The sequence below is a fragment of the Cryobacterium zongtaii genome, assembly GCF_002909375.1.
Lineage (GTDB): Bacteria > Actinomycetota > Actinomycetes > Actinomycetales > Microbacteriaceae > Cryobacterium > Cryobacterium zongtaii.
Window position 1 is genome coordinate 1 of the sequence record NZ_PPXD01000022.1, and the last position, 25,622, is coordinate 25,622.

Sequence of the window (25,622 nt, forward strand, 5' to 3'; positions counted from 1 at the left end):
CGCCGCGCCGGCCCTCGCACAGGCATCCGCCGCCACCCAGGCCGGCGCGCAGACCCCGGTCAGCGTCGCCGCCGCGGCCCCGGCCTCGCCCACCGTCGCCGCGCCCGCAGAACCCGCCCCGTCCGCCCAGCCCGTTCCCCCATTCGCTCTGCCCGGTGTTTCTCCGGCGGCTCGCCCGGCCGCCCACACGCCGCCGACCCCGCCGAGCACCCCCGCACCGGCGACGCCGACGGGGCCGACCCCGCACAAGCGCTCGAGCGTGCAGGTCGTGCTGCTGCTCGTGGGTGTCACCCTCGTGTCGGTCGCGGCGATCGTCTTCCTCACCGTGGCCTTCGTCGTCGCCGGCCTGGCCGTACGCTCGGCCATCGTGGGGCTCTTCACCGTGGCCATGCTGATCACGGCGGGGCTGCTGCGGCGCAAGGGTCTGGTCAGCACGGCAGAGGGCATCGGCGCCCTCGCCGTGGTGCTGGTGCTCCTGGACGCCTGGGCGTTGCGGGAGAACAATCTGTTCGGCTTCGGCGCCGTCGACGGCCTCCTCTATTGGGGCGTGACGCTGACGGTGTGCACCGCGCTGTTCCTGTTCTGGCACGCGGTGTCGTCGTTGCGGGTGGCCAGCGTGGCCGGTTTCGCCGCGGCCGCACCGGCCGTGGGTCTTCTCGCGGCCGGGTTGGCCGCGGATGCCGAGCCGGTCACCCGGGTGTTCCTGGCCGCGCTGGGCGTCGCAGCCGGCGCGCTCCTGCACAGGTTCACCCGGCCGGGAACGGCCTCGTTCTGGCCCGCCGTGGACCGCACGGCCGAGAGGATCGCCCTGCTCGCGCTGGCCGCCCTCGCCCTGGCCACCGCCACGCTGACCGCCGGATTCGTGGCTCCCGCCGAGACGTTGATTCCCCTGCTCACCTTCGGCGCCGTCGCCGCCGGCGCTCTCGCTCACACCGTCGTCGCGTTGACCGGGCGCACACCGGGTGCCCTCTACCGGGCTTTCGCCTACGCATCCGCCAGCCTGGCCACGCTGGCGGTGGTCTTCGGCATCGAGGTGTTCGTCTGGCGCACCGACGACAACACCCTGCTCGTGACCCTGCCGTTGCTGGCCATCGCCGCTCTCGCTCTGGGCCTCGAACTCGCCTGGCGGCGCAGGGCGACCGGCCCCGCCCGCATCGCCCTGCTCACCGCCGCGCTCACCGCCGCGTCGTTCGTGGCCGCGATCGGTGCGGTTGCGCTGGCCACAGCCGCCGCACCACTGGCCTCCACCCTGCTCTCGACGTTCACGACGTCGGGCGATCCGCTCGTCTCGGTGAACGAGATGAGCGTCTGGGCACTGGCCACGCTGACCGGCGTCGCCGTGCTGGTGGCCGGGTTCTGGCGGGCCGGTGCGGTGCTCGCCCCACGCCTGCGGATACTCGCCTGGTTCGGTTTGGTCATGGTACTGCTGGCCATGCCGTTCACCGAGGCGCTCTGGCTGGTGCTTCCGCTGTATCTGCTGCTGGGCGCCGCCGCCCTCACCGTGCTCCTGCTCGCCCGCGCCGGGCGTCTGACACTGGGCGGCTACCGGCCGATTGTCGTGACATTCTTCATCGCCAGCGAAGCGCTCGGTTACACCGTGAGCTGGGCCAGTAGCGCCAGTTGGTGGCTCGGCACGCTGTCGGCGGTGCTGACAGTGTTCGTCGCCCGGCTGCTGTTGAACCGCGAGTCTCAGGCCGGCAGCCGCGGTGCTCTGCTCTCCGGAGCGATCGTGCTCACCCTCGTCGGCGCCGCTGCCGCTCCGGAAGCGCTCACCCTGGCCGCGCCGCCCACTCCCGCCGTGCTCTGGCTGCTGGTGGCCCTCGCCGTGGCGTCGGCCACCGGTCTGCTCCAGCTGTTCCTGGCCCAGGGCCGGATCGGCGGATTCACCGCCGTAGAACGCCGAGCAGGATTCTGGACCCTGCTCGCCCCGACTCTGTTGGGCCTCCTACTGCCCACCGGGCGCATCATCGACGGCCTGAGCGGTGCCGACCGGGCGACGATGCTGCCTGCCGCCCCCGTCGCCGGCATCCTGGCCGCCGCGCTGACAGCGGCCGCGATGCTGCTCTGGACCCTGACCCGCGGCGGCGGCCTGCGCTGGGAGCGGTTCACCGGCGCGCTGCTCGTGGCCCCCGCCGTGCTCGCACTCACGGTGAACCTCATCTCCCTCACCGAGGCGCCCGGCACGGTGTCGGTGCTCGCCGCGCCGATCGCCGCTCTGCTCACGGTGGCACTGGCCCTGGTCCTCCGCACTCTCGCACGCACCACCGGCGGCACCACCGGCAGCTGGGCGCGTTCGTCGGCCGGCCTGGAGATCGGCGCCGCCGTGGTGCTCGCCTCCGTCTTCCTGCGGCCCGGACTCGCCGAGCTGGGCTGGCTGGTGCTGCTGCTCACCGCGGTGGCCCTGCTGCTCACCGCGATCGACGCCGACGGTCTCTTCGCCTCTGCCTCCTGGCGCCGCCATGTCGGCTGGCTCTCGCTCGTCGCGGCCACCGCCGGGCTCTGGTGGGGCCTGGCCCGCGCCGGCACCACCCCGGTGGAGGCCTACGTGCTCCCCCTGGCCGGACTACTGTTGCTGCTGGCCGCGTTGCTCTGGCGTTACGGCCGCATCGACCGCGCCGTCACCGCCAGCCCGGGCGCCGCGCTGCTCACCCTGGCCGGGCTCTCGGTGGCCCTGCTGCCCCTGGCCCTCAGCGTGCAGACCGGGTCGCCGGTGCGTCCGGTCATCGTCGGCGCGGCATCCGCGGTGCTGCTCATCGGCGCCACGCTCGTGCGCTGGGCGCCGCCGCGCTCGGCCTACCTGGCCGCGACCGCGCTGGCCGGCGCTCTCGGGCTGCTCAGCACCGGCATCGCCCGCTCGTTGCGCCTGCTCGACACCGCGGGCGCCACGGGACCGCTGCTCGAGGCGTGGCTGCTGCCCACCGTGGTCATCACGGCCACCGCGGCGTTCCTGCTGGTGCGCCACCCGGATGCCCGCACCCGCCTGGCCAGGGACCGCGCCGCCGTCGTGCTCCTGGTCGTGGCCCTCGGCACCCTCACCGTGCTGGAAACGGCCTCGTTCGACACCTCGGCTCTGGCGGCCGGCCGCGCGATCGCCCTCGTGGGCGTTCTGGCCATCGGGCATGTGCTGGCGCTCTGGCGGCCGCAGGTGCCACTGGGCACCATCGCGGCGTGGACCTGTGCCGCCCTGGCCGGCTTCGCTGCCGGCGCCGCGCTCGTCGCCGGCACTGTGGAGCCATTCGAGCTCGTGACGGTGCCCGTCGGACTCGCTCTGGTGGCCGGTCAGCTCGTCACGGCCCGCCTCCGGGCCACGGATGGCGCCCGGCCCGCCGGAGCGTGGGCCTGGACCGGCGCCGGACTAGCGCTGGCGCTGCTGCCCAGCGCCGTCGTGGCGGCCACACCCGGTGCCACGACCCTCGGTGCCGCCGGCCTCACCGACGACGCCGTGCGCCAACTGGTCACCCTGACCCTCGGCGGCCTGCTCGCCATCGCGGGCGCCGTACTACTGGGCCGCCCCCGGTGGAGCCTGCTCGCCTGGCCCGGCCTGCTCGTGGGAACCGCGGCCGTCGTGGTCACGGCGACCGGGCGCATCCTGGCGCTGGTGACGGCGCCGGCGGCCGGCGCCGACTGGCGCCTCGAGGCGTGGCTGCTGCCCGCGGCGCTGCTGCTGGTGGTCACCGGCGGCATCATCATCCGGCACACGCCGTTCATCGTCTCCGTTGCGACGGCTCCGACGGCGCCCCGTACCCGCACCGTGCGTCGGGGCTTCGGCTACAGCCTCGTCGGCCTGGCACTGCTCGGCATCCTCGGCGCGGAAACTGCGGCACTGCCGTTCGGTCCGTACGCCGAGGGACGCGTGATCGCCCTGGTCGCTCTGTTCGCCGTGCTGCACGTGGCCCTTCGCTGGTTCGATCGCAGCCCCGCGGGTACCGTGCTCGCCTGGTTCAGCTGGGCCGCAGGCCTGGTCGCGCTCCTGGCCGGCCTCGGGTTCGGCCTGCCCACCCCGCTCGAACTCACCACCGGTCCGCTGGGGCTCTCCCTGATTCTCGGGCAGCTCCTGGCCGCCGGGCTTCTCGGTCCGGCGCGGAACCCGGCGTCCCTGCGGGAGTCTGCCGCCGGTCCGGTTCTGCAGGCCTGGCTGGCCGTGGGGCTCGGTCTGGTACTGCTGCCCAGTGCGGTCGAGGGTGCCCAGGGCGCCCTGCTGCGACCGGTACTGGTGCTCACCGTCGGCGGCATCCTCACGGTCGGCGGAGCCTTGCTGATCAGCCGGCCGCGCTGGCGGGTTGTGGCCTGGCCCGGCGTCCTGGTCGGTGCCGTGGCCGTCACCGTCGCCGCGTCGGGACGCATCCGGCCGCTGCTCGGCTCGCCGGCCGGCCCGGACGGCCGGCTCGAGGCCTGGCTGCTGCCGGCCGCCCTGCTGCTGATCGGCGCGGGCTACGCCATCATCGCCAGGTCCCCGGCGCTGGTACGGCCGGTTCGTGCGGATGCTGCCGTGATGGATGCCGCTGTCGCGGTGACCGTGGACCCGGCCGGTCCGCGCCGTCTGCTCGGCTACGGCCTCGTCATCGTCGCCCTCACCGGCATCCTCGGGACCGAAACCGCCGCGTTGCCCTATACGGCCTTCGCCGCGGGCCGGGTGATCGCCCTGATCGCGCTGTTCGCCGTGCTACAGGTCGTCGTGCGCTGGTTCGACCGCAGCCGCGCGGGCGTCCTGCTGGCCTGGCTGCTCGTGGCCGCCGGCTTCCTGGTGCTGGTCGCCGGTCTCGGCCGGGACCTGCTCGACCCCGTCGAGGTGGGCACCGTGCCTCTGGGGATCGCCCTGGTCGTCGGTCAGCTGATCTCGGCGCGGGTCATCGGCCGGGCGCGGGGTACCGCGTTCCCGGTCCCCTCGGCCCGTCTGGTGCAGTCCGGTCTCGTCGTGGGCCTGGCGGCGCTAGTGCTGCCCAGCGCTCTCCTCGGCGCCGAAGGCACCCCGGTGCGTGCGGTGCTCAGCCTGGCGATCGGCGGCGCCCTGGCCATCCTGGGCGCCCTGCAGACAACCCACCCACGCTGGACCCTGCTCGCCTGGCCGGCCTGCCTGGTGGGCACCCTCACCGTCCTGACCGCCGCGGGCCTGCGGATCCTCACCCTGCCCGGAGCCCCGGCCGGACCGAGCGGCCAGCTGGAGGCCTGGCTGCTGCCGGCCGCCGCCCTCCTGGTGGCCACCGGAACCTGCCTGGTCTGGGTTGCCCGCAGCACCGATTCCGCCGACGCCACCAGCCTGCCGCTTCGCAGTGGGTATGGCCTCGTCGTCGCGGCCCTGCTCGGCACCGTGCTCGCCGAAGTGGTCGCCCTGGGCTACCCACCGCTGGCCACGGTGCGGGTGGTGCTGGTGGTCTGGGTCTTCGCGGCGGTGTTCCTGGCCGCGTTCTGGGGCGACCGTAGCCCGCTGGGCCGGCTCATCGCGGGGACGGCCCTCGCGGGTGCCGCCGGGATGCTCGTTGCCGGCCTGTTCCACGACGTGCCGGACCCCGTCGAGATCGTCACCGTGCCGCTGGCGCTGGCGCTCGTGGCGGCCGGGCTGGTGCACCTGCGGCGGGTGCCCGCTGCGGGCAGTTGGCCCGCGCTCGCCCCCGGCCTGCTCCTCCTGCTGGTGCCGTCGCTGCTGCTCGACCTGAGCTTCAGCCCGGTCTGGCGCGTGGTGGGCCTCGGCGTGGTCGCCATCGCGGTGCTGCTGCTCGGCACCGCGCGGCGGTTGCAGGCTCCGTTCGTGCTCGGCGCCACAGTGCTGTTGCTGCACGCGCTCGCCCAGCTCTGGCCGTGGATCGCCCTGCTCTACGTCTCGGTGCAGTGGTGGCTCTGGCTCGGTATCGGCGGCGTGCTGTTGATCGTGCTCGCCGCGCGGTACGAGCAGCGCATCCAGAACTTCAAGACGGCGGCGCTGAAGATCTCCGCGCTGCGCTAACCGCTCCCCAGAGCGCCCCGCGCCCAGCCCGTCACAACGGGTGCGGGGCGCGGGGTGCGGGGTGCACCACTCCTGCGGATGACCGGCGCCGCGCATCATGGAAACATGGGGAGGTGCCCGAATCCAGCGCCCCCGAGTTCCTCAGCACGACCCGCCTGCGACTGGCACCTCTCGCCGCGGCCGATGTGGCCGAGGTGCACGCCGTCTACGCCGACCCGGGAACCTGGCTGCACCTGCCGACCGGCCGCCACACGGCCCTCGCACAGGCCGAGCGGATGGTCGACGAGAGCGAGCAGAGCTGGGCGGCATCCGGTTTGGGGCGCTGGGCGATTCGGTTGCGGCACGACCTGCCCGGCACTGCACTGCCCGGCACTGCACTGCCCGGCACCACCCTGGCGGCGGGAATGCTCATCGGGGTGGCCTCGGCGACGCTGATGGACTGCGGGGCGCACAACTTCGGCTACCGGCTGACCCCGGCCAGCTGGGGAATCGGACTGGCCACCGAGGCCGCGACGGTGGCCCTCGCCGCGGCGCAGGCCTCGGCGTATCCGGTGACCGCCCGCGTTCTGGCCGGCAACCCCGCCTCGGTGCGGGTGCTCGAGCGCATCGGGCTCACCCTGGTGTGGCGCGGGCAGGGGGTGGCCGGCACGGCGTCCGACCAGCCCGCCACCGCGGCGCTCGAACGGCTCATCTTCGCGGACCGGCCCCTCAAGCCCGATCTGCTGGCCGCGATCATCAATCTCGGCTGACCTGCCGTCCGCGCCTGCGGTCCAGGCGGAGATCTTCCGGCCTTGCGGCGTGTCGTGGTCGCCGGCCCGGCGAGTCCCGAAATTCTCCGCCTTTAGGTAGTCGCTCGGCCGCGCCGGAACCCGCTCAGGGCTGTTCGCCGAGCTCGGTGACCTGTTGGCGGTACTGCTCGGCCGTGAGCTCGCCGCGTGCGTAGCGCTCGTCGAGGATCCGTCGGGCGTCGCTCCTGCGCGGGCCCACCGGGCCGGGCGAGTCGTCGCGGAACACCCGCACGGTCCACACAATGAGCAGCACGACCGCGCCCAGCGATAGCAACCCGTAGAGCCAGAGCCAGGCCGGGTTCATTCCGTATCCCCACATCATCCAGGTTCCTTTCCTGACGAGCACAAGTGATCGTGCCCCCCACGGTAGTCTCATTGCCCTTGCCTGGTACCCCTAGGGGGTATAACGTGAGGGCATGCCTTCCCACCCGGATCACCACATCGACCAGCCCACCGACGGCGCCTCTCCGGCGGATCAGGCCGCGATGAATCACGCCGACACGGACCACGGATCGATGGACCACACCTCGATGGACCACGGAGCCATGGGACATGCCGGGCACGGCGATCACGTCGCCCGATTCCGCCAATTGTTCTGGCTGATGCTGGTGCTTGCCGTTCCCGTCGTGGTCTTCAACGGCATGTTTTCCATGCTCCTGGGCTATGAGTTGCCCAACGCCGCGTGGGTCGTCTGGGTCTCGCCGCTGCTGGGCACGGTGATGTACGTCTGGGGCGGCCGCCCGTTCCTCACCGGCGCGGTGGCCGAGCTCAGGCAGCGCTCCCCCGGTATGATGCTGCTGATCGCACTGGCGATCACCGTGGCGTTCCTCTCCTCCTGGGGCGCGAGCCTGGGCATCCTGGCCATGGAGCTCGATTTCTGGTGGGAGCTCGCGCTGCTGATCGTGATCATGCTGCTCGGCCACTGGATCGAGATGCGCTCGCTGGCGCAGTCCTCGTCCGCGCTCGAATCGCTGGCGGCGCTGCTGCCCGACGGGGCCGAGCGGGTGGATGACGGCACCGTCACTCTTGTCGCTCCCGCCGACCTCGAGGTGGGCGACCTGGTCATCGTGCGACCGGGCGCCCGGATCCCCGCCGACGGGCAGGTCACCGAGGGCACCGCCGATGTGGACGAGTCGATGATCACGGGCGAATCCCGTCCGGTGCGCCGCGGCCCCGGCGCCGCGGTCGTGGCCGGCACCGTCGCCACCGACACGGCCCTGCGGCTGCGGGTGACCGCGGTCGGCGACGACACCGCGCTCGCGGGCATCCGCCGGCTCGTCGCCGAGGCGCAAGCCTCGTCGTCGCGGGCGCAGCGCCTGGCCGATCGGGCGGCCGGCTGGCTGTTCTGGTTCGCGCTCGGTGTCGGTCTGCTCACCGCGATCGCGTGGACCCTGCTCGGCAGCCCGGAGGATGCCGTGATGCGCACCATCACCGTTCTGGTGATCGCCTGCCCGCACGCGTTGGGCCTGGCGATTCCGCTGGTGGTGTCGATCGCGACCGAGCGGGCCGCCCGCGGCGGGGTGCTCGTGACCGACCGGCTCGCCCTGGAGAGCATGCGTACCGTCGACACCGTGCTGTTCGACAAAACCGGCACTCTCACCCGGGGCGAACCCGTGGTCAGTCACGTGCACGCCGCCGCCGGTCACACCGAGGAGGACGTGCTCGCCCTGGCGGCCGCCGTGGAGGCCGACAGCGAGCATCCGCTGGCCACGGCCATCGTCGCCGCGGCCCGCGGCCGATCCGTTCCAGCGGCCACCGGGTTCCGGGCGGCCACCGCCGTGGGGGTGAGCGCCACGGTCGCCGGCCACGAGGTGGCGGTGGGCGGGCCGAGCCTGCTCAGCCGCCATCACGCCGAGCCGCTCGAGCACACCGACGCCTGGGCCGCCGAGGGCGCCATCGTGCTGCACGTGCTGCAAGACGGCCGCGTGATCGGCGCCATCGGCCTCGCCGACGAGGTGCGGCCGGAATCGACGGAGGCCGTCGCCGCCCTGCACGCCCTGGGCATCGCGGTGGTGATGATCACCGGCGACGCCGAGGCCGTGGCGCACAATGTGGCCGCCCAGCTCGGCATCGACAGGGTCTTCGCCGGCGTGCACCCCGACCGAAAGGCCGCCGCCGTGGTGCAGCTGCAACAGGAAGGTCACCGGGTGGCCATGGTGGGCGACGGGGTCAACGACGCCCCGGCTCTGGCCCAAGCCGACGTGGGCATCGCCATCGGCGCCGGCACGGATGTCGCGATCGCCTCCGCCGGCGTCATCCTGGCCAGCGACGACCCCCGATCGGTGCTCTCGGTGATCGAGCTCTCCCGCGCCAGCTACCGCAAGATGACGCAGAACCTGTGGTGGGCCGCCGGCTACAACCTGCTCGCGGTGCCGCTGGCCGCCGGAGTCCTCGCCCCGATCGGCTTTGTGCTGCCGATGGAAGTGGGTGCGCTGCTGATGTCGGCCTCGACGGTGGTGGTGGCCGTGAACGCGCAGCTGCTTCGCCGCCTCGACCTGCGGCCCGAGGTGAGCACAGCCCGGGTGCTCGGCGCCCGCCACCCCGACGCCACGCCGACACCGGTGTCCTGATGCGGGCGCCTCCGGCAGCACCCCGGAATCAGGAACCGCCAGCCCTGGCCCGCCCCGTCAGCCGGCGCACCGTTCTGGCCCTGGGCGGGCTGGGCGTCATTGCCGTGGCGGGCGGAGCGGCCGCGCTCTGGGCGACCTGGCCGTCGGGCACAGCCGGGTTCGTCGGCGGTGACGACCTGCACCAGCCCGACGAGCTGACGAGCAGCGGCGGGCTGCTCGATGTCACCCTCTCCGCCACACCGGCCACGACCGTGATCGGCGGGCGCAGCGCGAGGGTGCTCGGTTACAACGGCGGCCTGCCCGGCCCCACGCTGCGGCTCGTTCCCGGCGACCGGCTGCGGGTCACGCTGGTCAACGGCCTGGCCGGCCCGACCAACCTGCACGTGCACGGCCTGCACGTGTCGCCGGAGGGAAACGGCGACAACATGGCCGTCATGGTGAAGACCGGTGAGTCCTTCCACTACGAGTACCGGCTCCCGGCCGACCACCCGCCCGGCGTGTACTGGTACCACCCGCACCACCACGGCACCGTCGCCGACCAGGTCTTCGGCGGCCTGTACGGCACCATCGTCATCGACGACCCGGTGCCCATCGAGAGCAGCCGGGAACGGGTCCTGGTGATCTCGGACGTCACGCTCGACGGCGTCGGTGCGGTCGCGGACGCATCCGCCGCGGACCGGATGCAGGGCCGGGAGGGCGAGCTAGTGCTGGTCAACGGTCAATTGGCGCCTGTCCTGGCGCTACGACCCGGCGAGCGCGAGAGGTGGCGGATCGTGAACGCCTGCGTCTCCAGATACCTCCGACTGCGCCTCGACGGTCAACGGCTGCAGCTGCTCGGCATCGACTCCGGTCGCCTCGAAAGACCGGCGGAGGTGGACGAGATCCTGCTCGCGCCGGGCAATCGGGCCGATATCCTCGTCACCGCGCTGGAGGGCGGAACCGAGTTGCGCACCCTGGCCTACGACCGAGGCACCGCGACCTCCGGCGGCATGATGGGCGGCTCCGGTCAGGCCGCGACGGGCACCGAGGTCGCCCTCGCGACTGTCACGGTGACCGGGGACCCGGTGGCGGCGCCGGGGGCCGTGCCACGCCAACCGGCACCGCTCGACCTGCGCGGTGCGACCGTGACGGCCCGGCGCGAACTCAGCTTCGACATGGGAATGGGTATGGGCGGCGGCTCGATGATGACTTTCACCATCAACGGGCAGGAGTTTGACCCGGAGCGCCTCGACACGACTGTGTTGGCCGGCAGCGTGGAGGAGTGGACGCTGCGCAACACGAGCGAGATGGACCATCCGGTGCACCTGCACGTGTGGCCGATGCAGATCGTCGATCGGGGCGGCACCGCCGAGGCTGCAGTCGTGTGGCGCGATGTGGTGAACGTGCCGGCCCGCGGGCAGACCACAGTGCGCATCAGTTTCGCCGACTTCGCCGGACGCGCCGTCTACCACTGCCACATCCTCGACCACGAGGACGCCGGGATGATGGGGACGATCCTGGTGCGGTAAGCGGGTCCATCAGGCACGAACCCTCGCCGACGATTCGGGCGCAGTCGGCCCGATTGACCCGTTGGTCAGAGAACACGACTAGCCTCCATGGATGGCCGAAACACGAACACCCGCCGCGCCCCGCGCTGTGGAGCTCTACTGTCCCACCGCTGACGACTGGGCAGGCCTGCGCGATATCCGTCTCCGGTCCATCGCGAACTTCCCGTTGGGCTTCTTCGAATCATTCGCCGCCGTCCTCGCGCTCACCGAAACGGACTGGCGCCAGCGCGGCGCCCGGAACACCGAACCCACCAGCTTCCAGGTTGTCGCCCGCACCCCCGGCGAACAGTGGGTCGGCACGATGGCCGCCTTTGTGTCCTCCGGTCCGCCGAGCTACCGGCCGGGCGAGCCGCCGATCGGCGGCCCGGTTCGCGCCAACCTGGTGGGCGTCTGGGTCGACCCCTCCTATCGCGGCCGCACCGGAGTGGCCACGCGACTGCTCGGCGCCGTCCGCACCTGGGTCGCCGACGAGCAGCACCTCGACCGGATCTACCTGCACGTGCACGAGAGTAATCACCGCGCCATCCGCTTCTACGAGAAGAACGGCGCCCGCCCCACCGGCGACTACATCACGGACCCGCACCGCACTTCGGAGCGGCACCTGGAAATGGTCCTGGCCGCGAAGGGCTGAGATGGACCTGCTCCTCGAATTCTGGACCCGCGTCTCGGCCACGAACGCTCCCCTGCCGGCTCTGACGGTGTGGGTGACCATCGCCGCGGCCGCCCTGCTCGTGCTGGTGCCGCCGGCCTGGAAACTGACCCGGCACGGCATCACGATCGTGCACGAGGGCGGCCACGGGCTCGTCGCGGCTCTCGGCGGCCGCCGGCTGCAGGGCATCCGGCTGCACTCCGACACCTCCGGCCTCACCGTGAGCCGCGGCAAGCCGCGCGGGCCCGGCATGGTCTTCACCCTGCTCGCCGGGTACACGGCGCCGGCCCTGCTCGGGCTCGGGGCGGCGTGGATGCTCAGCCGCGGCCATGACATCGGCCTGCTCTGGGCGCTGCTTGCGGCGCTGGCGCTGCTGCTGGTGCAGATCCGCAACTGGTTCGGGCTGTGGTCGGTGGCGGTCACCGCGGCGGTGGTCTTCGCGGTCACCTGGTTCGGCTCGCCCACCGTGCAGAGCATCTTCGCCGTGCTGGTCACCGCGTTCCTGCTGCTCGGTGCCCTGCGCACCGTCGTCGAGCTGCAGGTCACCCGGTCGCGCCGCGGCGGCAGCGCCTCGGACGCCGACCAGCTGGCCCGGCTCAGCCACCTGCCCGGCCCGTTCTGGGTGCTGGTGTTCTTCGCCGTCGCCGGCGCCTGCCTCGTCGGCGCGGCGAGACTGCTCGGCCTGGTCTAGCCGCAACGTCTCGACTTGCCGCAAAACGCCCCCTCAGACGCCCGGAGGGGGCACTTTGCGGTAACTCACGAACGGGCACTCCCGGCCGCGCGCGTGCGCCGCTAGAAGACGCTGGTGCCGAGCAGGGTGCCGACCAGCCAGGTGACGAAGAGTGCCGCGGCACCGCCGGTGACCACGCGCACGGTGGCGCGGGCGAGGCGACTGCCGCCGAGTCGGGCGCCGAGCGCGCCGGTGAGGGCCAGGGCCACCAGCACGGCGAGGAACGTCACCGGGACCCGGACGTTCTCCGGCGGCAGCAGGATCGCCAGCAACGGCAGGATCGCTCCGAGCGTGAAGGCCAGGGCCGAGGCGGCGGCGGCGTGCCAGGCGCTGGCCACATCCTCTTCGACGATGTTGAGTTCGAGCGAGAGGTGCGCCTTGAGGGCATCCTTCTCGGTGAGCTCGAGCGCCACCTGGCGGGCGGTGGCCGGGGCCAGCCCGCGCTCCTCGTAAAGGGTGGTGAGCACGTCGAGTTCGCCGGCCGGGTCGTCGCGCAGCTCGCGCTTCTGCTTCTCGATCATGGCGCGCTGGCTGTCACTCTGGCTGCTCACCGAGACGTATTCGCCCAGCGCCATCGAGATGGCCCCGCCGACGAGCCCTGCCGCGCCGGCCGCCACGATGGCCGGCGTGGAGGCGCCGGCACCGGCGACGCCGACCACGATCGCGGCCACGGACACGATGCCGTCGTTGGCGCCGAGCACGCCGGCGCGCAGCCAGTTGAGCCGGGTGGCCAGGCTGCCGCCCAGCGAAGCGCCCTCTGTTTGGGCGCGCGGTGCGGCATCCGGGGCGGCGTGAAAGGGCCTGAACAGCGGGGGCGAGAGGATGGCCATAGAGTCACCATAGGCACCCCCCGCCGACTCCGCCAGCCTGGAAAGGCTTGCCTAATCCCCCTGATCAGAGGATGGAAAGGCTAACCTAATCGGCGGCAGTGCCCAGCTGTGGTCTGCGGCTGCCGCCTAGAACGGCACCCCGCACACGAGCGCGGCATTGGCGAACGCGGTGGCTTCCCCGGTGCGCACGAACACCCGCGCAGACGCCGAGAGCACCTTGAGGTCACCGTGTCCGATGTACTCGATGTCGGTGAAGCGCCCGCTCAGCCAGTCCCCGGCCTCCGTGCCCTGCGCCTCCGACGCAGCCACGCAACGCTCGACGACGAGTTCGCCCAGCAGCGCGTCGAGAACCTGCTCGAAGCGCGGCACGCCGTGCACCAGCGCAAGGTCGATCACCGGCACGCCGGCGGGTGCGGGCATGCCGCAGTCCGCGACGAGGACGATGTCACCGTGACCCAGGCGGCTGAGGGCCGCGTTCAGGTCGGCGTTCAGGATGCCGGCGCGTTTCACGGGTGTGCCTCGTTCTTCTCGGTGGCGGAGTCGATCGCAGAATCGGTGGCTGCATCGGGACGGACCTCGGGAAGGCTGTCGCCCTCGTGCGGATAGGACGGCTGCGTTCCCCGGGACTGCACTGCGAACGCCCCCACCCGCACGGCCAGCCGGGCCGCCTCGCGCAGGGTGTCCCCGGCGGCGAGCCGGGCGCTCACAGCGCCCACGAAGGCGTCGCCAGCGCCGGAGCTGTCGACCGCCTCCACGACGGGGGACGCCACCGTTTCGGTGCCCTCGGCGTCGGAGACGATCGCGCCGAGCGCACCGCGGGTGAGCACAACAGAGGCCACCCCCCACTCGCGCAGCCGGGCCACCGCCTCGGCGTCCGTCGCGGGCGGCGCTGTGCCGGGCGTGAGCTGCGCCAGGAGCAGCGCGGCCTCGTGTTCGTTCACGATCAGGGGGTCGGCGGCCGCGACCGTGGCAGGGTCGAGCTCGATCACCGGGGCCAGGTTGAGCACCAGGCGCCCGCGGGTCAGCCGGGCGGCGGCGGCGCTTCCTGCTGCGGGGATCTCGCCCTGCAGCACCACCACGGCGGCCCCGGCGATGAGGCCGGCGCTCTGGCCGACGACACCGGCATCCACCGCGGCGTTGGCCCCGGGGATGACGACGATGGTGTTCTCACCGTCGGCGGCCACCGTGATCAGGGCCAGGCCGGTGGGCCCGTCCACGGCCCGCACGCTGGACAGGTCGACCTGCGCGGATTCGAGGATGGCCGTGGCCGAGGAGGCCAGGGCGTCCAGGCCGACCGCGCCGACCATGCTCACCCGGGCGCCGAGCTGGGCCGCGGCGACGGCCTGGTTGGCGCCCTTACCGCCGGGCAGAACGGTGATCGAGGTGCCGATCAGAGTCTCGCCCGGCAGCGGATGACGCGCGACGGTGGTGACCTGGTCGGCGTTGATCGAGCCGACCACGACAACCCCGGTCAGGGTCGCCGCGGAGTCTGGGTGCGGGGTTGGCGGGGTCACTTGGAGAAGTCGCCCACGTTCGTCTTCGTGACGGCAACGACGTCGACGGGGACTGTCGCTTCGACATCCTCACCGTTGATGGCCTTGACGGCCAGTTCGATGGCGAGCTTGCCGAGTTCGGCGGGCTGCTGGGCGACGGTGGCGTAGAGCGAGCCGTCCGAGATGGCGGTCAGACCATCCGCGGTGCCGTCGAAGCCCACAACGGACACCTCAGAGCCGGCGCGAGCGCCGAGAGCCTGGATGGCGCCGAGGGCCATCTCGTCGTTTTCGGCGAAGATGCCGGTGACACCGGGGTTGGCCTGCAGCAGGTTGGTGGTGACGTCGAGTGCGGAGGCCCGGTCGAAGTTCGCGGTCTGCTCGGCGACGACGGTGATGTCGGGGTAGGCGGCGATGCCCTCGTCGAAGCCGGCGCCGCGGTCGCGGCTGGCGGAGGTGCCCGATACGCCCTGCAGGGAGATGACTGTGCCCTTCTCCCCCATGGCCGCGGCGAGCTCGTCGGCGGCCTGCTTGCCGCCGGCGACGTTGTCACTGGCGACCAGGGAAGTCAGGTCGGCGTCGTTGACCGTGCGGTCGACGCCGATGACCGGGATGTCGGCGGCGGTCAGCGCGTTCACCGAGGCGCTGGCGGCGTCGGAGTCGACCGGGTTGACGATGACGGCCTTGGTGCTTCCTGCGGTGGCCGTGGCCAGCTGGTTGGCCTGGGTGGCGGAGTCGTTCTGGGCGTCGACGATGTAGAGGTCGACGCCGGCCTCGTCGGCGGCGGCCTGGGCGCCGTCGCGCAGCTCGACGAAGAACGGGTTGTTCAGGGTGGAGATCGCGAGCACGATCTTCGGCCCGCGGGCCTCGTCGCCGCCGCCGCGGCCGCAGGCGGTGGTGCCGGCGAGGATCAGTGCGGCCGTGGCGGTGACGGCGGCGATACGGCGAAAGGAGGATGACTTCATTGTGTTTCCTTTGTTGTGGTGGGTCGGTGTGAGGTAAGTAGGGAAAGGGCTCAGCTGTTACGGGTCTTGCGGCGCAGCACGTCGGCGCCCACCGCGAGGGCGATGACCAGCCCGATGACCACCTGCTGCCAGAACGACGACACGTTGAGCAGGTTGAGTCCGTTGCGGATGACGACGAGCACCAGGGCGCCGATGAAGGTGCCGGAGATCTTGCCGAGCCCGCCGGAAAGCGACGCTCCGCCGATGACGACGGCGGCAATGGCATCCAGTTCGTAGCCGGCGGCGGCCTGCGGCTGGGCGGAGTCGAGCCGGCCGGCCAGGAGCAGTCCGGCCAGCGCGGCGAAGAGGCCGGCGAGGGCGAAGACCGTGACGATGATGCGCTTCACCGGCAGGCCGGAGAGCCGGGCGGCCTCGGCGTTGCCGCCGACGGCGTACATGGAGCGGCCGAGCACGGTGCGGTTGAGGATGAAGGAGGCCACCAGCGCGGCCAGGACCAGGATCACGATGGGCATCGGCACCGGGCCGATGTTGCCGCCGAGGAACGACACCTCAGGGGCGGTCTTGATCGGCCGGCCGTCGGAGATCACCAGGGTGAGGCCGCGGGCCACGCTGAGCATGGCCAGGGTGGCGATGAAGGAGGGCAGCTTGCCGTAGGCGTTCGCGGCGCCGTTGATGACGCCGGCGAGCAGGCCCACGACGAGGCCGCCGGCGAGCGCCATCCAGCCGGGCAGGCCGGCGCTGACGAAGAACCAGCCGGAGGCCATGGCCGAGAGAGCCGCGACGGCGCCGACAGACAGGTCGATGCCGCCGGCGACGATGACGAAGGTCATGCCGAAGGCGAGCACCGCCACTGTCGACACCTGGATGCCGATGTTGAGCAGGTTCTGGCCGGTCAGGAAGTCCGGCGTGGCGATGACCAGGGCGATGCAGAGCACCACCAGGCCGACCAGGGCGCCGTTGTTGGCCAGGAAGGTCTTGTAGTCGAAGGAGCGTCGGGTGGGCGCGAGCGTGGTCGTGGACATGGTTTCAGTTCCTTCGGTTTCAGCGCTGCGCGGCGACGTCGCGGGCAGCAAGAGTCATGACGGTGTCTTGGGTGGCATCCGCTGCGCTGAGTTCGCCGGCCAGCCGGCCGTCGCGCATGACGAGGATGCGGTCGCTCATGCCCAGGATCTCGGGCAGTTCGCTGGAAACCATGACGATGGCTCCACCGGCTGCGGTGATCGAGTTCATCAGTTCGTAGATTTCGACCTTGGCGCCCACGTCCACACCGCGGGTCGGTTCGTCCAGCAGCAGCACCGTCGAGGCGGCGATGATCCACCGGCCGAAGACGGCCTTCTGCTGGTTGCCGCCGGAGAGTGAGCGGATCGGCTGGTCGATGGTGTGCATCCGGATGCGCAGCTTCTCGGCCACGGCCTCGGCGCGGCGGCGCTGGCCGGTGAAGTCGGCCAGACCGAGCTTGGCGCTGGAGGCCAGGGTGGCGTAGCCGAGGTTGTCGTTGACCGAGGCGTCCAGCACCAGGCCCTGGCCCTTGCGGTCTTCGGGCACGTGGCCGATGCCGGCCCGGATGGCCGCCTGGATGTCACCCTTGGGCAGCTGCGCACCACGCACGGTGACGGAGCCGGTGTCGTATTTGTCGGCGCCGGCGATGGCGCGGATCAGTTCGGTGCGGCCGGCCCCGACGAGCCCCGCGATGCCGAGCACCTCGCCGGCACGCACGGTGAAGCTGATGTCGTCGAAGTGGCCGGCGCTGGTGAGGTTGGTCACTGTGAGCACCTCGGTGAGCGCGGGAGTCTCGTCGGCGCGGCGCGGGAACTGGTCCTCGATGCTGCGGCCGACCATGAGCTTGACCAGCTCGTCTTCGGGAGTGGAGGCGGGAACCTCGGCGATGAAGTGGCCGTCGCGGATGACGGTGACGGTGTCACCGACCTCGGCGATCTCGTCGAGGTGGTGGCTGATGAAGAGCATGCCGACACCCCGCTGGCGGAGGTCGGCCATCACGGCGAACAGGGCCTGGGTCTCGTGCCGGGTGAGCGCGGCGGTGGGTTCGTCGAGGATCAGCACACGTGCGTTGATGCTCAGGGCCTTGGCGATCTCCACCAGCTGCTGCCGGGCGATGCCGAGCTGACCGACCGGGGTGTCCACGTCGATCTCGAGGCCGATCAGCGCCAGTGCCGCGCGGGCCTGCCGGCGGAGTTCCTTGCGGTCGACCATGCCGAGCTTGGTGGGCATCCGGCCGAGCATCACGTTCTCGGCCACGCTCATGGTGGCCACGAGGTTGAGTTCCTGGTGGATGGTGGCGATGCCGTGTTCTTCGGCGGCGCGGGTGCTGGGCAGGCTGGTCACGGCGCCGTCGACGAGGATCTGGCCGCCGTCGGGCTGGTAGACGCCGGCGACCATTTTGATCAGGGTGGACTTGCCGGCGCCGTTCTCGCCGAGCAGCACCTGCACCTGGCCGGGGTAGACGCTCACGGTCACGTCCTGGATGACGGTGACCTGGCCGAAGGTCTTTGTCACGTTCTGCAAGGTGATCAGGGGTTTCACGGTCATTGCTGGCTCCTTTGCTCAGGCTGTGTCGTGGGGCGGATGGGCGTTGCCGAGGAGGCCCGCACAATCAGTTCGCTGGGTAGCACCACCGACTCCGGGGTGTGCCCGGCGATCACCTGCAACAAAAGGTCAACGGCGATCCGGCCCATGTCTTCGACGCTGTGCGCGATGACGCTCAGCGCCGGGTTGAGCAGCGCGAACCACTCGATGTCGTCGAAGGCGACGAGGGCGATGTCGGTGCCGATCCGCAGACCGAGCCTGTGCAGGATGCTGATGGCACCGACGGCCATCAGGCTGTCGGCGGCGAGCAGAGCGGTGGGCGGGTTGGTGAGGTCCATCAGGGTGTGCACGCCGGCCGAGCCGCTGGCGGCCTGGTAGTCGCCGAAGTAGACCAGCTCCGGGTCCTGGCTGAGGCCGGCCTCGGCGACGGCGCGGGTGAAGGACGCGAAGCGGTCCCGGCCGGTAGAGGTGGCCTCTGGGCCCGAGATGTAGCCGATCCGGGTGTGGCCCTGTTCAGCGAGGTGCTGCACGGCCTGGCGGATGCCGGTCTCGCTGTCGGTGGTGACGCTGGGCAGGTCGAGGCCGGGAACGGTACGGTCCACGAGCACCGTGGGAATCTCGCGCTCGATCAGGGCGCGCAGCCGGCCGCCGTCGTCGCCGACGGGGGCGACGATCACTCCGTCGACCCGACGGGAGATGAGGGTGTCGAGGTAGCGGTCCTGCTGGTCGTTACGCTCGTTGGCGTTGCCGAGCAGGGTGACGTAGCCGGCCGAGAGGGCGGCCTGTTCGGCGGCGTGCGCGAGGTCGGCGAAGAAGGGGTTGCGCACATCCGGTACCAGCAGGCCGAGGGAGTTGGACCGGGTGGACCGTAGGGCCTGGGCCTGGGCGTTGGGCTGGTAGTCCAGCTCGGCGGCCGCGGCGGCGACGCGTTCGCGGGTGTCGGCCGAGGTGGCCGGGTTGCCCGACAGAACCCTGGAGGCCGTGCCCACCGAGACGCCAGCGAGGGCGGCGACGTCCTTGATCGTTACGGCTTCCACAGCCACTCCCTTGTGTGTGCGTGCTTGGTATTGCTGATGACTCCGGAACCCATGGAATCGTTTCCATGGAATCGTTTCCATCGTACGTCGCGGAAGAAGACGTGTCAACCGGGCCGGCTGATCCGACCCGGGTGGGCTGCGCAGATCCGGTCAGCGGCGCCCGACGAAGGTGTCCATCGAGCTGTACACGCCGAAGACCCGGCCGGCCACGGCATCCCAGGCCGCCAGCGGCAGCACGCCGCGCAGTTTCTTGGAGAAGCCGACGGTCCACGGCATCAGCAGCTGGGGCGAGCCTGCGAGCATCGCCCGCCAGACCCGGTTGACCACGTACTCCGGGGTCATCACGGGGGTCAACAACGGGCCGCGGGCGCCGTCGAACATGCCCGTGGAGATGTAGCTGGGCGCGATGGTGCTCACCCGCACGTGGTCGAAGCCCTGCTGGGCGAGCTCGAGGCGCAGCGAATCGCTCCAGGTGATCACGGCGGCCTTGGAGGCCGCGTAGACGCTCATTCGCGGGTTGGAGAGCATCCCGGCGGCGGAGGCGATGTTGACGATGCGCGATTCGCGGTACGGGTTGCGCATCATGGCGGGCAGGAACTCCCGGGTGATGTACATCGGGGCCAGGGCGTTCACCTGCATCGTGGCGCGGGTGTCGTCGCCGTTGTCGTGCTCCCAGAAGAACGACCCGCGCACGATGCCGGCGTTGTTGATCACGATGTCGGGGTTGCCCACCTCGGTGCGCACCCGCTGGGCGGTCGGCGCGATCGCGCCGAGGTCGGCGATGTCGACGACGTATGGGGCGATCTGGGTGCTGCCGCCGGCACGTTCGGTGAGGATGGCGGCGGTCGCCGTGAGCGCGGCGGCGTCCCGGTCCCACAGGATCACGGCCCGTGCGCCCTCGGCGACGGCCCGCTCGGCGTAGAGGCGGCCCATGCCCATGGCGGCGCCGGTGATCAGCACGCGGGCTCCGGAAACGGTTCGAGTCATGGGTCAATCATCCCAACTCCTGGGCGTGAAGTCCGGCGTCCTCGCCCGCGCGCCCGACACCCGATTACTACGTTGCGTTGCAGAGGGGCGTGCGCCGGCCCGGCCGGCTGGATAGCGTCGAGAAAACGTCGAGCTCCCAACCGATCGGACGCCCATGTCTGCCAGCACCGCCACGAGCACCGCCGCCCGCCGCGCCGCGGGGCCCGGCGGCGTGTCTGAGCGCGACCGGACCGTTCGGCCGGCGACCACCAAGGCGGCCCTCGCCGTGGAGTTCGCCGGGTTGGGGCGCACCTTCGCGCCGAGCAGCGGCACCGTGGCATTCGGTGCCGCCCGCCCGGTGCTGCGCGACGTGTCGCTCACCGTGCGTCCCGGCGAGGTCCTCGCGATCCTCGGCACCAGCGGCTGCGGCAAGTCCACCCTGCTGCGCATCGCGGGCGGGCTGGACTCCCCCAGCACTGGCTCGGTGCAGATCGACGGCACGCCAAGCACCGCCTTCGACACCCGCTGCGCGGTGGGGTTCCAGGAGCCGCGACTGCTGCCCTGGCGCACGGTGGCGGCCAATGTGTCCCTCGGCCTGCCGCGCGGCACCGCACGCGAGGCCGGCCGCGCCCGCGTCGCCGAGCTGCTCGAACTCGTGGGCCTCACGGCCTTCGCCGGGCACCGGCCCGCCGCGATCTCCGGCGGCATGGCGCAGCGCGCGTCGCTGGCCCGCGCCCTGGCCCGCAACCCCGGCGTGCTGCTGCTCGACGAACCCTTCGGCGCACTGGATGCCCTCACCCGGCTCAAGATGCAGGACCTCCTGCTCGACGTGCACGCCGCCGCCCCCACCACGGTGCTGCTCGTCACCCACGACGTCGACGAGGCTCTGCAGCTGGCCGACCGGATCATCCTGCTCGGCCAGGAGCCGGCCACGACGGGTGCCGCACAGGCCGTCGGCGGCGCCACGACACCCGGTGCCACGATCGTGCAGGAACTCACCGTGCCCGGCAACCGGCCCCGCGACCGCGGCTCGGCGGAACTCGCCGAGCTGCGCGGGCGCCTCCTCGCGGGCCTCGGCATCGACCGGCACGGCGAGGCCCGAGGTGTCGCCTCGAACACCGGCATCCCGCACTTCCCCTACTGACCAGCCAGACCCCCTCCACGTTCCACCGCACCACATCCACAGCATGGATGCCCGTTCCCCGCCCGCACCCAACGAGAGACTCGCCATGAAGAAACGCTTCACTGCCACCGCCCTGATCGCCTCCGCCGCGGCCGCCGCCCTGCTGCTCACCGGCTGCGTCGCCGGTGAGAACCAGCCCGCCGCCGAGGCAGCCGTCAGCACCGACGACGACGCCGGCATCGTCACCCAGGGCGGCGAGCTCAACATCGACTTCGCCACCTACAACCCGCTCAGCCTGGTGATCAAGGAGAAGGGTTGGCTCGAAGAGGCCCTCGCCGACCAGGAGATCACCGTCAACTGGGTGCAGTCGGCCGGTTCGAACAAGGCCAACGAGGCCCTCCGCGCCAACGCCATCGACGTGGGCTCCACGGCCGGCTCCGCCGCGCTGCTGCACCGCTCGAACGGCTCGCCCATCCAGGTCATCGACATCTACTCGCAGCCCGAATGGGCCGCCCTCGTCGTCCCGGACGGCTCCGAGATCACCTCCGTCGCAGACCTCAAGGGCAAGCAGATCGCCGCCACCCAGGGCACCGACCCGTACTTCTTCCTGCTGCAGGCGCTCGAAGAGGCCGGCCTCGGCCTGGACGACGTCACCGTGCAGAACCTGCAGCACGCCGACGGCTGGGCCGCCCTGCAGAACGGCTCGGTCGACGCCTGGGCCGGACTCGACCCGATCATGGCCGGTGCCGAAGCCGCCGGTGCGGAGCTCATCTACCGCAACGTCGACTTCAACAGCTACGGCTTCCTCAACGCCACCGAGGCCTTCATCACCGAGAAGCCGGATGTGGCCCAGACCGTCGTCGACGTCTACGAGCACGCCCGCGCCTGGGCGCTGGCGAACGAGGAGGAGACCGCACAGATCCTCGCCGACGTCGCCGGACTCGACCTCGCGGTCGCCACGAAGGTCATCACCGAACGCTCCAACCTCGACGTCGACAACGTCCCCGGCGACGCCCAGATCGACGTCCTCACCACGATCGGCCCGATCTTCGTCGAGACCGGCGACGTGCTCGAGCAGAGCCAGGTCGACGACGCCCTCGACAGCATCGTGAACGACACCTTCGCCACGAAGGCCGACCCGACGATCATCGAGTAGCCCGGTGGATGCCGCGCCGGCCGCACGCAGGCCGCCGCGGCATCCGCCTCACCGCCTCGGTTTCACCGCCACACCCATCCCGCACGAAAGGCCCCCGATGACCGAGACCCTCGCCCCGGACACGGCGCCCGTCGTGCGCCGGCCGTTGACGTCGCGGCGGAGCGCACGCATCCTCGGCGGGCTGCTCCTGCCGGTGCTGATCCTGATCCTGTGGCAACTCAGCACCGCCCTCGGCCTGGTCACGGTGTCCCAACTGCCGTCTCCGGCCATGGTCTGGATCGCCACCGTCGACCTCTTCGACCGCGGCGAACTCACCCTCTACGTGGCCATCTCCACCCAGCGAGTGCTCATCGGGTTCGCCATCGGCGCCGCGCTGGGCCTGGCCGCCGGGTCGCTGGTGGGGCTCTCCCGCGCCGCCGACGTGCTCTTCGCGCCCACCCTCGGCGCCATCCGGGCCGTGCCGTCGCTGGCCTGGGTGCCGCTGCTGATCATCTGGCTGAAGTACGGTGAGGAATCCAAGATCGTTCTCGTCGCCATCGGCGCCTTCTTCCCGGTCTACACCACGGTCGCGCAGGCACTGCGGCACGTGGACCGCCAGCTCGTGGAGGCCGGCCGCGCCTTCGGGTTACGCGGGGTGCGGCTGTTCACCGCCGTGCAGCTGCCCGCCGTGATCCCGTCGGTGATCTCCGGGCTGCGGCTCGCGCTGGCCCAGGCCTGGCTGTTCCTGGTGGCCGCCGAGTTGCTCGGCGCGTCGATGGGGCTGGGCTATCTGCTCTCCATCTCGGGCACGAACGGCCGCATCGACCGCATCCTGCTCGCCATCATCCTGCTCGCTCTGCTCGGCAAGCTCACCGACGCCATCCTGGGCGTGTTCGAAAAGTGGGCCATCACCAAGTGGGCCTGACCGGCGCCCGCGGCACGCCTCAGGCGCCGCGACAAAGACCTGCCGCGAGCGGCCACCGCCCGGCCGCGCAGGTTACGCCGCATTGCGCCGCTGCCTGCAATGGATGCCCGCGCTGCGTAGCGTCGAAAGCGCCCGATAGTCCGCCATCAGAACCAACCGCCGGAGTGTGCCCATGCCGAACCTCGACACCAGCACCAGCACCAGCACCAGCACCAGCACTCACTCCAACACCAGCACCAGCACCAGCACCAGCACCAGCACCAGCACTCACTCCAACACGGACACCCACCCCACGGCCACCCGCGCTGCCACCGCGGACTGGACCGACACCAGCGCCACCATCCGCAACCTCTCCACCGAGCACCGCCGCTACCCGGCGCCGGCCGCGTTCGCCGCGCAGGCCAATGTCGACGCCTCCTGGTACGAAAAAGCCGCAGCCGACCCGGTCGCCTTCTGGACCGAGCAGGCCAAGCGCCTGGACTGGGCCGAGCCCTGGCACACCGACCACACCTGGCAGCCGCCCGCCCCGGATGCCGACGGCGTCTTGAGCGTGCCGCGAGCGGAGTGGTTCGCCGGCGGAAAACTGAACGTGGCGGTGAACTGCGTCGACCGGCACGTGGCCGCCGGCCGCGGCGACAAGGTCGCGTTCCACTTCGAGGGCGAACCCGGTGACCGGCGCACCCTCACCTACGCCGACCTCGAAAGAGAGGTCGCCCGCGCCGCGAACGCACTCACCGCCCTCGGCATCGAAAAGGGCGACAGGGTCGTCATCTACCTTCCGGTGATCCCCGAAACCATCATCATCACCCTCGCGGTCGCCCGCCTCGGCGCCATCCACTCCCTGGTGTTCGGCGGTTTCTCGGCCGAGGCGCTGCGCTTCCGGGTGGAGGACACCGGCGCCAAGCTGCTCGTCACCACCGACGGCCAGTTCCGCCGCGGCCAGGCCGTGCCGGTGAAGGAAGCCGCCGACGAAGCCGTGTCGGGCACAAACCAGATCGAGCACGTGCTCGTGGTGCGCCGCACCGGCGACCTGACCCCGGACATCCCCTGGACGACCGGTCGCGACGTGTGGTGGCACGACACCGTCGACACGGCGTCCGCCACCCATGAGCCGGAGTTCTTCGACGCCGAGACGCCGCTGTTCATCATCTACACCTCGGGCACCACCGGCAAGCCGAAGGGCCTGGTGCACACCAGCGGCGGCTACCTCACCCACGCCTCCTGGAGCCACTGGGCCGTCTTCGACGCCAAGGACGACGACGTGCACTGGTGCACCGCCGACCTCGCCTGGGTCACCGCGCACAGCTACGTGCATTACGGCCCGCTCTCCAACGGCACCACCTCGGTGATCTACGAGGGCACCCCGAACACTCCGCACCCTGGCCGGCACTTCGAGATCATCCAGCGCTACGGCGTCACCACCTATTACACGGCGCCCACGCTGATCCGCACGTTCATGACCTGGTTCCCCACTGGATTGCCGAGCGAACACGACCTGTCCAGCATCCGTCTGCTCGGCTCGGTCGGCGAGGCGATCAACCCCGAGGCCTGGGTGTGGTTCCGGGAGAACATCGGCGCCGGCCACGCCCCGATCGTGGACACCTGGTGGCAGTCAGAGACCGGCGCCGCCGTGATGGCGCCGCTGCCCGGCGTGAGCACCCTCAAGCCCGGTTCGGCCCTGCGCGCCCTGCCGGGCCTGAGCGCCCTGGTGGTGGATGACGCGGGTCAGCCGGTTCCGCACGGCACCGGCGGCTATCTGGTGCTGGCCGGCACCTGGCCGGGCATGGCCCGCACGGTGTGGGGCAACCCGGAGCGCTACCGCGACTCCTACTGGGCACGGTTCGCCGAGCAGGGCTACTTCTTCTCCGGCGACGGCGCCAAGTACGACGATGACGGCGACATCTGGCTGCTCGGCCGGGTCGACGACGTGATCAACGTGTCAGGGCACCGGCTGTCCACCATCGAGATCGAGTCGGCACTGGTGTCGCACCCGGCGGTCGGCGAATCCGGCGTGGTGGGCGTGACCGATGCCACCACGGGCGAGGGCATTGCCGCGTTCGTGATTCCCGCGGTGGCGCCGGCAACGGATGACCCGGCCGCCTGGCTGGCGCTGGCGGCCGAGCTGGCCCCGCAGTTGCGGGCGCACATCACCCACGAGATCGGCGCGGTGGCCAAGCCCCGGGACGTGTTCCTGGTGCCCGACCTGCCCAAGACCCGCTCCGGCAAGATCATGCGCCGGCTGCTCGGCGACATCGTCGACGGCCGCCCGCTCGGCGACGTCACCTCGCTGCAGGACGACACCGTGCCCGGCCGCATCCAGTCGATCGTGGCTGTCGCCCGCGCCTAGCCATCACCCCGCGAAAGCGGTCGTGTGGCTGCCAC

At 71.5% G+C, this 25,622-nt stretch carries 19 protein-coding genes; 10 read left to right on the forward strand and 9 right to left on the reverse strand.

What is annotated here, in order from left to right; translation table 11 throughout:
• Both C3B61_RS19740 and C3B61_RS19745 read left to right on the forward strand, forming a co-directional pair.
• A partial coding sequence (locus tag C3B61_RS19740) for an SCO7613 C-terminal domain-containing membrane protein (protein ID WP_103461219.1) occupies positions 1-5,941 on the forward strand: 5,941 nt, incomplete at its 5' end.
• Between the two features lie 113 nt (positions 5,942-6,054).
• Entirely contained in the window at positions 6,055-6,690 is a 636-nt protein-coding gene (locus tag C3B61_RS19745; RefSeq protein ID WP_165791179.1) for a GNAT family N-acetyltransferase, read from the forward strand.
• 124 nt (positions 6,691-6,814) lie between these two features.
• On the opposite strand, the gene C3B61_RS13860 is transcribed toward C3B61_RS19745, so the two are convergent.
• Entirely contained in the window at positions 6,815-7,051 is a 237-nt protein-coding gene (locus C3B61_RS13860; RefSeq protein ID WP_103461221.1) for an SHOCT domain-containing protein, read from the reverse strand.
• A gap of 94 nt (positions 7,052-7,145) precedes the next feature.
• Between C3B61_RS13860 and C3B61_RS13865 the strand changes: the two genes are divergently transcribed.
• The 4 genes from C3B61_RS13865 (at position 7,146) to C3B61_RS13880 (ending at position 12,186) form a co-directional block, all read left to right on the forward strand.
• Positions 7,146-9,299, forward strand: coding sequence for a copper-translocating P-type ATPase (locus tag C3B61_RS13865; protein ID WP_103461222.1), 2,154 nt, complete (start codon positions 7,146-7,148; stop codon positions 9,297-9,299).
• Entirely contained in the window at positions 9,299-10,807 is a 1,509-nt protein-coding gene (locus C3B61_RS13870; RefSeq protein ID WP_103461223.1) for a multicopper oxidase family protein, read from the forward strand. Before C3B61_RS13865 ends, C3B61_RS13870 begins: the two co-directional genes overlap by 1 nt.
• A gap of 91 nt (positions 10,808-10,898) precedes the next feature.
• Entirely contained in the window at positions 10,899-11,477 is a 579-nt protein-coding gene (locus C3B61_RS13875; RefSeq protein ID WP_103461224.1) for a GNAT family N-acetyltransferase, read from the forward strand.
• 1 nt (position 11,478) lies between these two features.
• Entirely contained in the window at positions 11,479-12,186 is a 708-nt protein-coding gene (locus tag C3B61_RS13880) for a M50 family metallopeptidase (protein WP_103461225.1), read from the forward strand.
• Positions 12,187-12,287: 101 nt separating this feature from the next.
• Here C3B61_RS13880 and C3B61_RS13885 read toward each other — a convergent pair whose 3' ends face one another.
• From C3B61_RS13885 to C3B61_RS13920, 8 genes are all read right to left on the reverse strand, one after another.
• Positions 12,288-13,055: a VIT1/CCC1 transporter family protein gene (locus C3B61_RS13885; RefSeq protein WP_088457489.1), complete on the reverse strand. Its 768-nt coding sequence runs from the start codon at positions 13,053-13,055 to the stop codon at positions 12,288-12,290.
• Between the two features lie 126 nt (positions 13,056-13,181).
• Complete coding sequence (gene rbsD, locus C3B61_RS13890) at positions 13,182-13,565, reverse strand: D-ribose pyranase (protein ID WP_088457490.1); 384 nt, start codon at positions 13,563-13,565, stop codon at positions 13,182-13,184.
• Positions 13,562-14,569: a ribokinase gene (locus C3B61_RS13895; protein WP_244285941.1), complete on the reverse strand. Its 1,008-nt coding sequence runs from the start codon at positions 14,567-14,569 to the stop codon at positions 13,562-13,564. Before C3B61_RS13895 ends, rbsD begins: the two co-directional genes overlap by 4 nt.
• A complete protein-coding gene (locus C3B61_RS13900; protein ID WP_103461226.1) occupies positions 14,566-15,510 on the reverse strand; it encodes a substrate-binding domain-containing protein in 945 nt (314 codons plus the stop codon). Before C3B61_RS13900 ends, C3B61_RS13895 begins: the two co-directional genes overlap by 4 nt.
• Before the next feature lie 50 nt (positions 15,511-15,560).
• Positions 15,561-16,532: an ABC transporter permease gene (locus C3B61_RS13905; protein ID WP_103461227.1), complete on the reverse strand. Its 972-nt coding sequence runs from the start codon at positions 16,530-16,532 to the stop codon at positions 15,561-15,563.
• A 19-nt stretch (positions 16,533-16,551) separates the two neighbouring features.
• Positions 16,552-18,057: a sugar ABC transporter ATP-binding protein gene (locus tag C3B61_RS13910; RefSeq protein WP_103461228.1), complete on the reverse strand. Its 1,506-nt coding sequence runs from the start codon at positions 18,055-18,057 to the stop codon at positions 16,552-16,554.
• A complete protein-coding gene (locus tag C3B61_RS13915) occupies positions 18,054-19,091 on the reverse strand; it encodes a LacI family DNA-binding transcriptional regulator (RefSeq protein WP_208858826.1) in 1,038 nt (345 codons plus the stop codon). The genes C3B61_RS13910 and C3B61_RS13915 overlap by 4 nt, the downstream gene beginning before the upstream one ends.
• A gap of 150 nt (positions 19,092-19,241) precedes the next feature.
• On the reverse strand, positions 19,242-20,078 hold the full coding sequence (locus C3B61_RS13920; RefSeq protein WP_103461230.1) for an SDR family NAD(P)-dependent oxidoreductase: 837 nt from the start codon (positions 20,076-20,078) through the stop codon (positions 19,242-19,244).
• 154 nt (positions 20,079-20,232) lie between these two features.
• Here C3B61_RS13920 and C3B61_RS13925 point away from each other — a divergent pair, with 154 nt between their 5' ends.
• From C3B61_RS13925 to acs, 4 genes are all read left to right on the forward strand, one after another.
• Complete coding sequence (locus tag C3B61_RS13925; RefSeq protein ID WP_103461231.1) at positions 20,233-21,201, forward strand: ABC transporter ATP-binding protein; 969 nt, start codon at positions 20,233-20,235, stop codon at positions 21,199-21,201.
• An 85-nt stretch (positions 21,202-21,286) separates the two neighbouring features.
• Positions 21,287-22,336, forward strand: a complete 1,050-nt coding sequence (locus C3B61_RS13930; protein ID WP_103461232.1) for an aliphatic sulfonate ABC transporter substrate-binding protein — start codon at positions 21,287-21,289, stop codon at positions 22,334-22,336.
• A 97-nt stretch (positions 22,337-22,433) separates the two neighbouring features.
• Entirely contained in the window at positions 22,434-23,240 is an 807-nt protein-coding gene (locus tag C3B61_RS13935; protein ID WP_088457497.1) for an ABC transporter permease, read from the forward strand.
• A 172-nt stretch (positions 23,241-23,412) separates the two neighbouring features.
• Positions 23,413-25,587 carry an acetate--CoA ligase gene (gene acs / locus C3B61_RS13940; RefSeq protein ID WP_103461233.1) on the forward strand — a complete coding sequence of 725 codons (2,175 nt, stop codon included), beginning with the start codon at positions 23,413-23,415 and terminating at the stop codon, positions 25,585-25,587.
• Positions 25,588-25,622: the final 35 nt, after the last annotated feature.

Excerpts from the sequence above, each read along its gene's own strand:
- C3B61_RS13860 (WP_103461221.1), bottom strand. The coding sequence starts at position 7,051 with ATGATGTGGGGATACGGAATGAACCCGGCCTGGCTCTGGCTCTACGGG.
- C3B61_RS13865 (WP_103461222.1), top strand. The coding sequence starts at position 7,146 with ATGCCTTCCCACCCGGATCACCACATCGACCAGCCCACCGACGGCGCC.
- C3B61_RS13870 (WP_103461223.1), top strand. The coding sequence starts at position 9,299 with ATGCGGGCGCCTCCGGCAGCACCCCGGAATCAGGAACCGCCAGCCCTG.
- C3B61_RS13875 (WP_103461224.1), top strand. The coding sequence starts at position 10,899 with ATGGCCGAAACACGAACACCCGCCGCGCCCCGCGCTGTGGAGCTCTAC.
- C3B61_RS13880 (WP_103461225.1), top strand. The coding sequence starts at position 11,479 with ATGGACCTGCTCCTCGAATTCTGGACCCGCGTCTCGGCCACGAACGCT.
- C3B61_RS13885 (WP_088457489.1), bottom strand. The coding sequence starts at position 13,055 with ATGGCCATCCTCTCGCCCCCGCTGTTCAGGCCCTTTCACGCCGCCCCG.
- C3B61_RS13900 (WP_103461226.1), bottom strand. The coding sequence starts at position 15,510 with ATGAAGTCATCCTCCTTTCGCCGTATCGCCGCCGTCACCGCCACGGCC.
- C3B61_RS13905 (WP_103461227.1), bottom strand. The coding sequence starts at position 16,532 with ATGTCCACGACCACGCTCGCGCCCACCCGACGCTCCTTCGACTACAAG.
- C3B61_RS13910 (WP_103461228.1), bottom strand. The coding sequence starts at position 18,057 with ATGACCGTGAAACCCCTGATCACCTTGCAGAACGTGACAAAGACCTTC.
- C3B61_RS13920 (WP_103461230.1), bottom strand. The coding sequence starts at position 20,078 with ATGACTCGAACCGTTTCCGGAGCCCGCGTGCTGATCACCGGCGCCGCC.
- C3B61_RS13925 (WP_103461231.1), top strand. The coding sequence starts at position 20,233 with ATGTCTGCCAGCACCGCCACGAGCACCGCCGCCCGCCGCGCCGCGGGG.
- C3B61_RS13930 (WP_103461232.1), top strand. The coding sequence starts at position 21,287 with ATGAAGAAACGCTTCACTGCCACCGCCCTGATCGCCTCCGCCGCGGCC.
- C3B61_RS13935 (WP_088457497.1), top strand. The coding sequence starts at position 22,434 with ATGACCGAGACCCTCGCCCCGGACACGGCGCCCGTCGTGCGCCGGCCG.
- acs (WP_103461233.1), top strand. The coding sequence starts at position 23,413 with ATGCCGAACCTCGACACCAGCACCAGCACCAGCACCAGCACCAGCACT.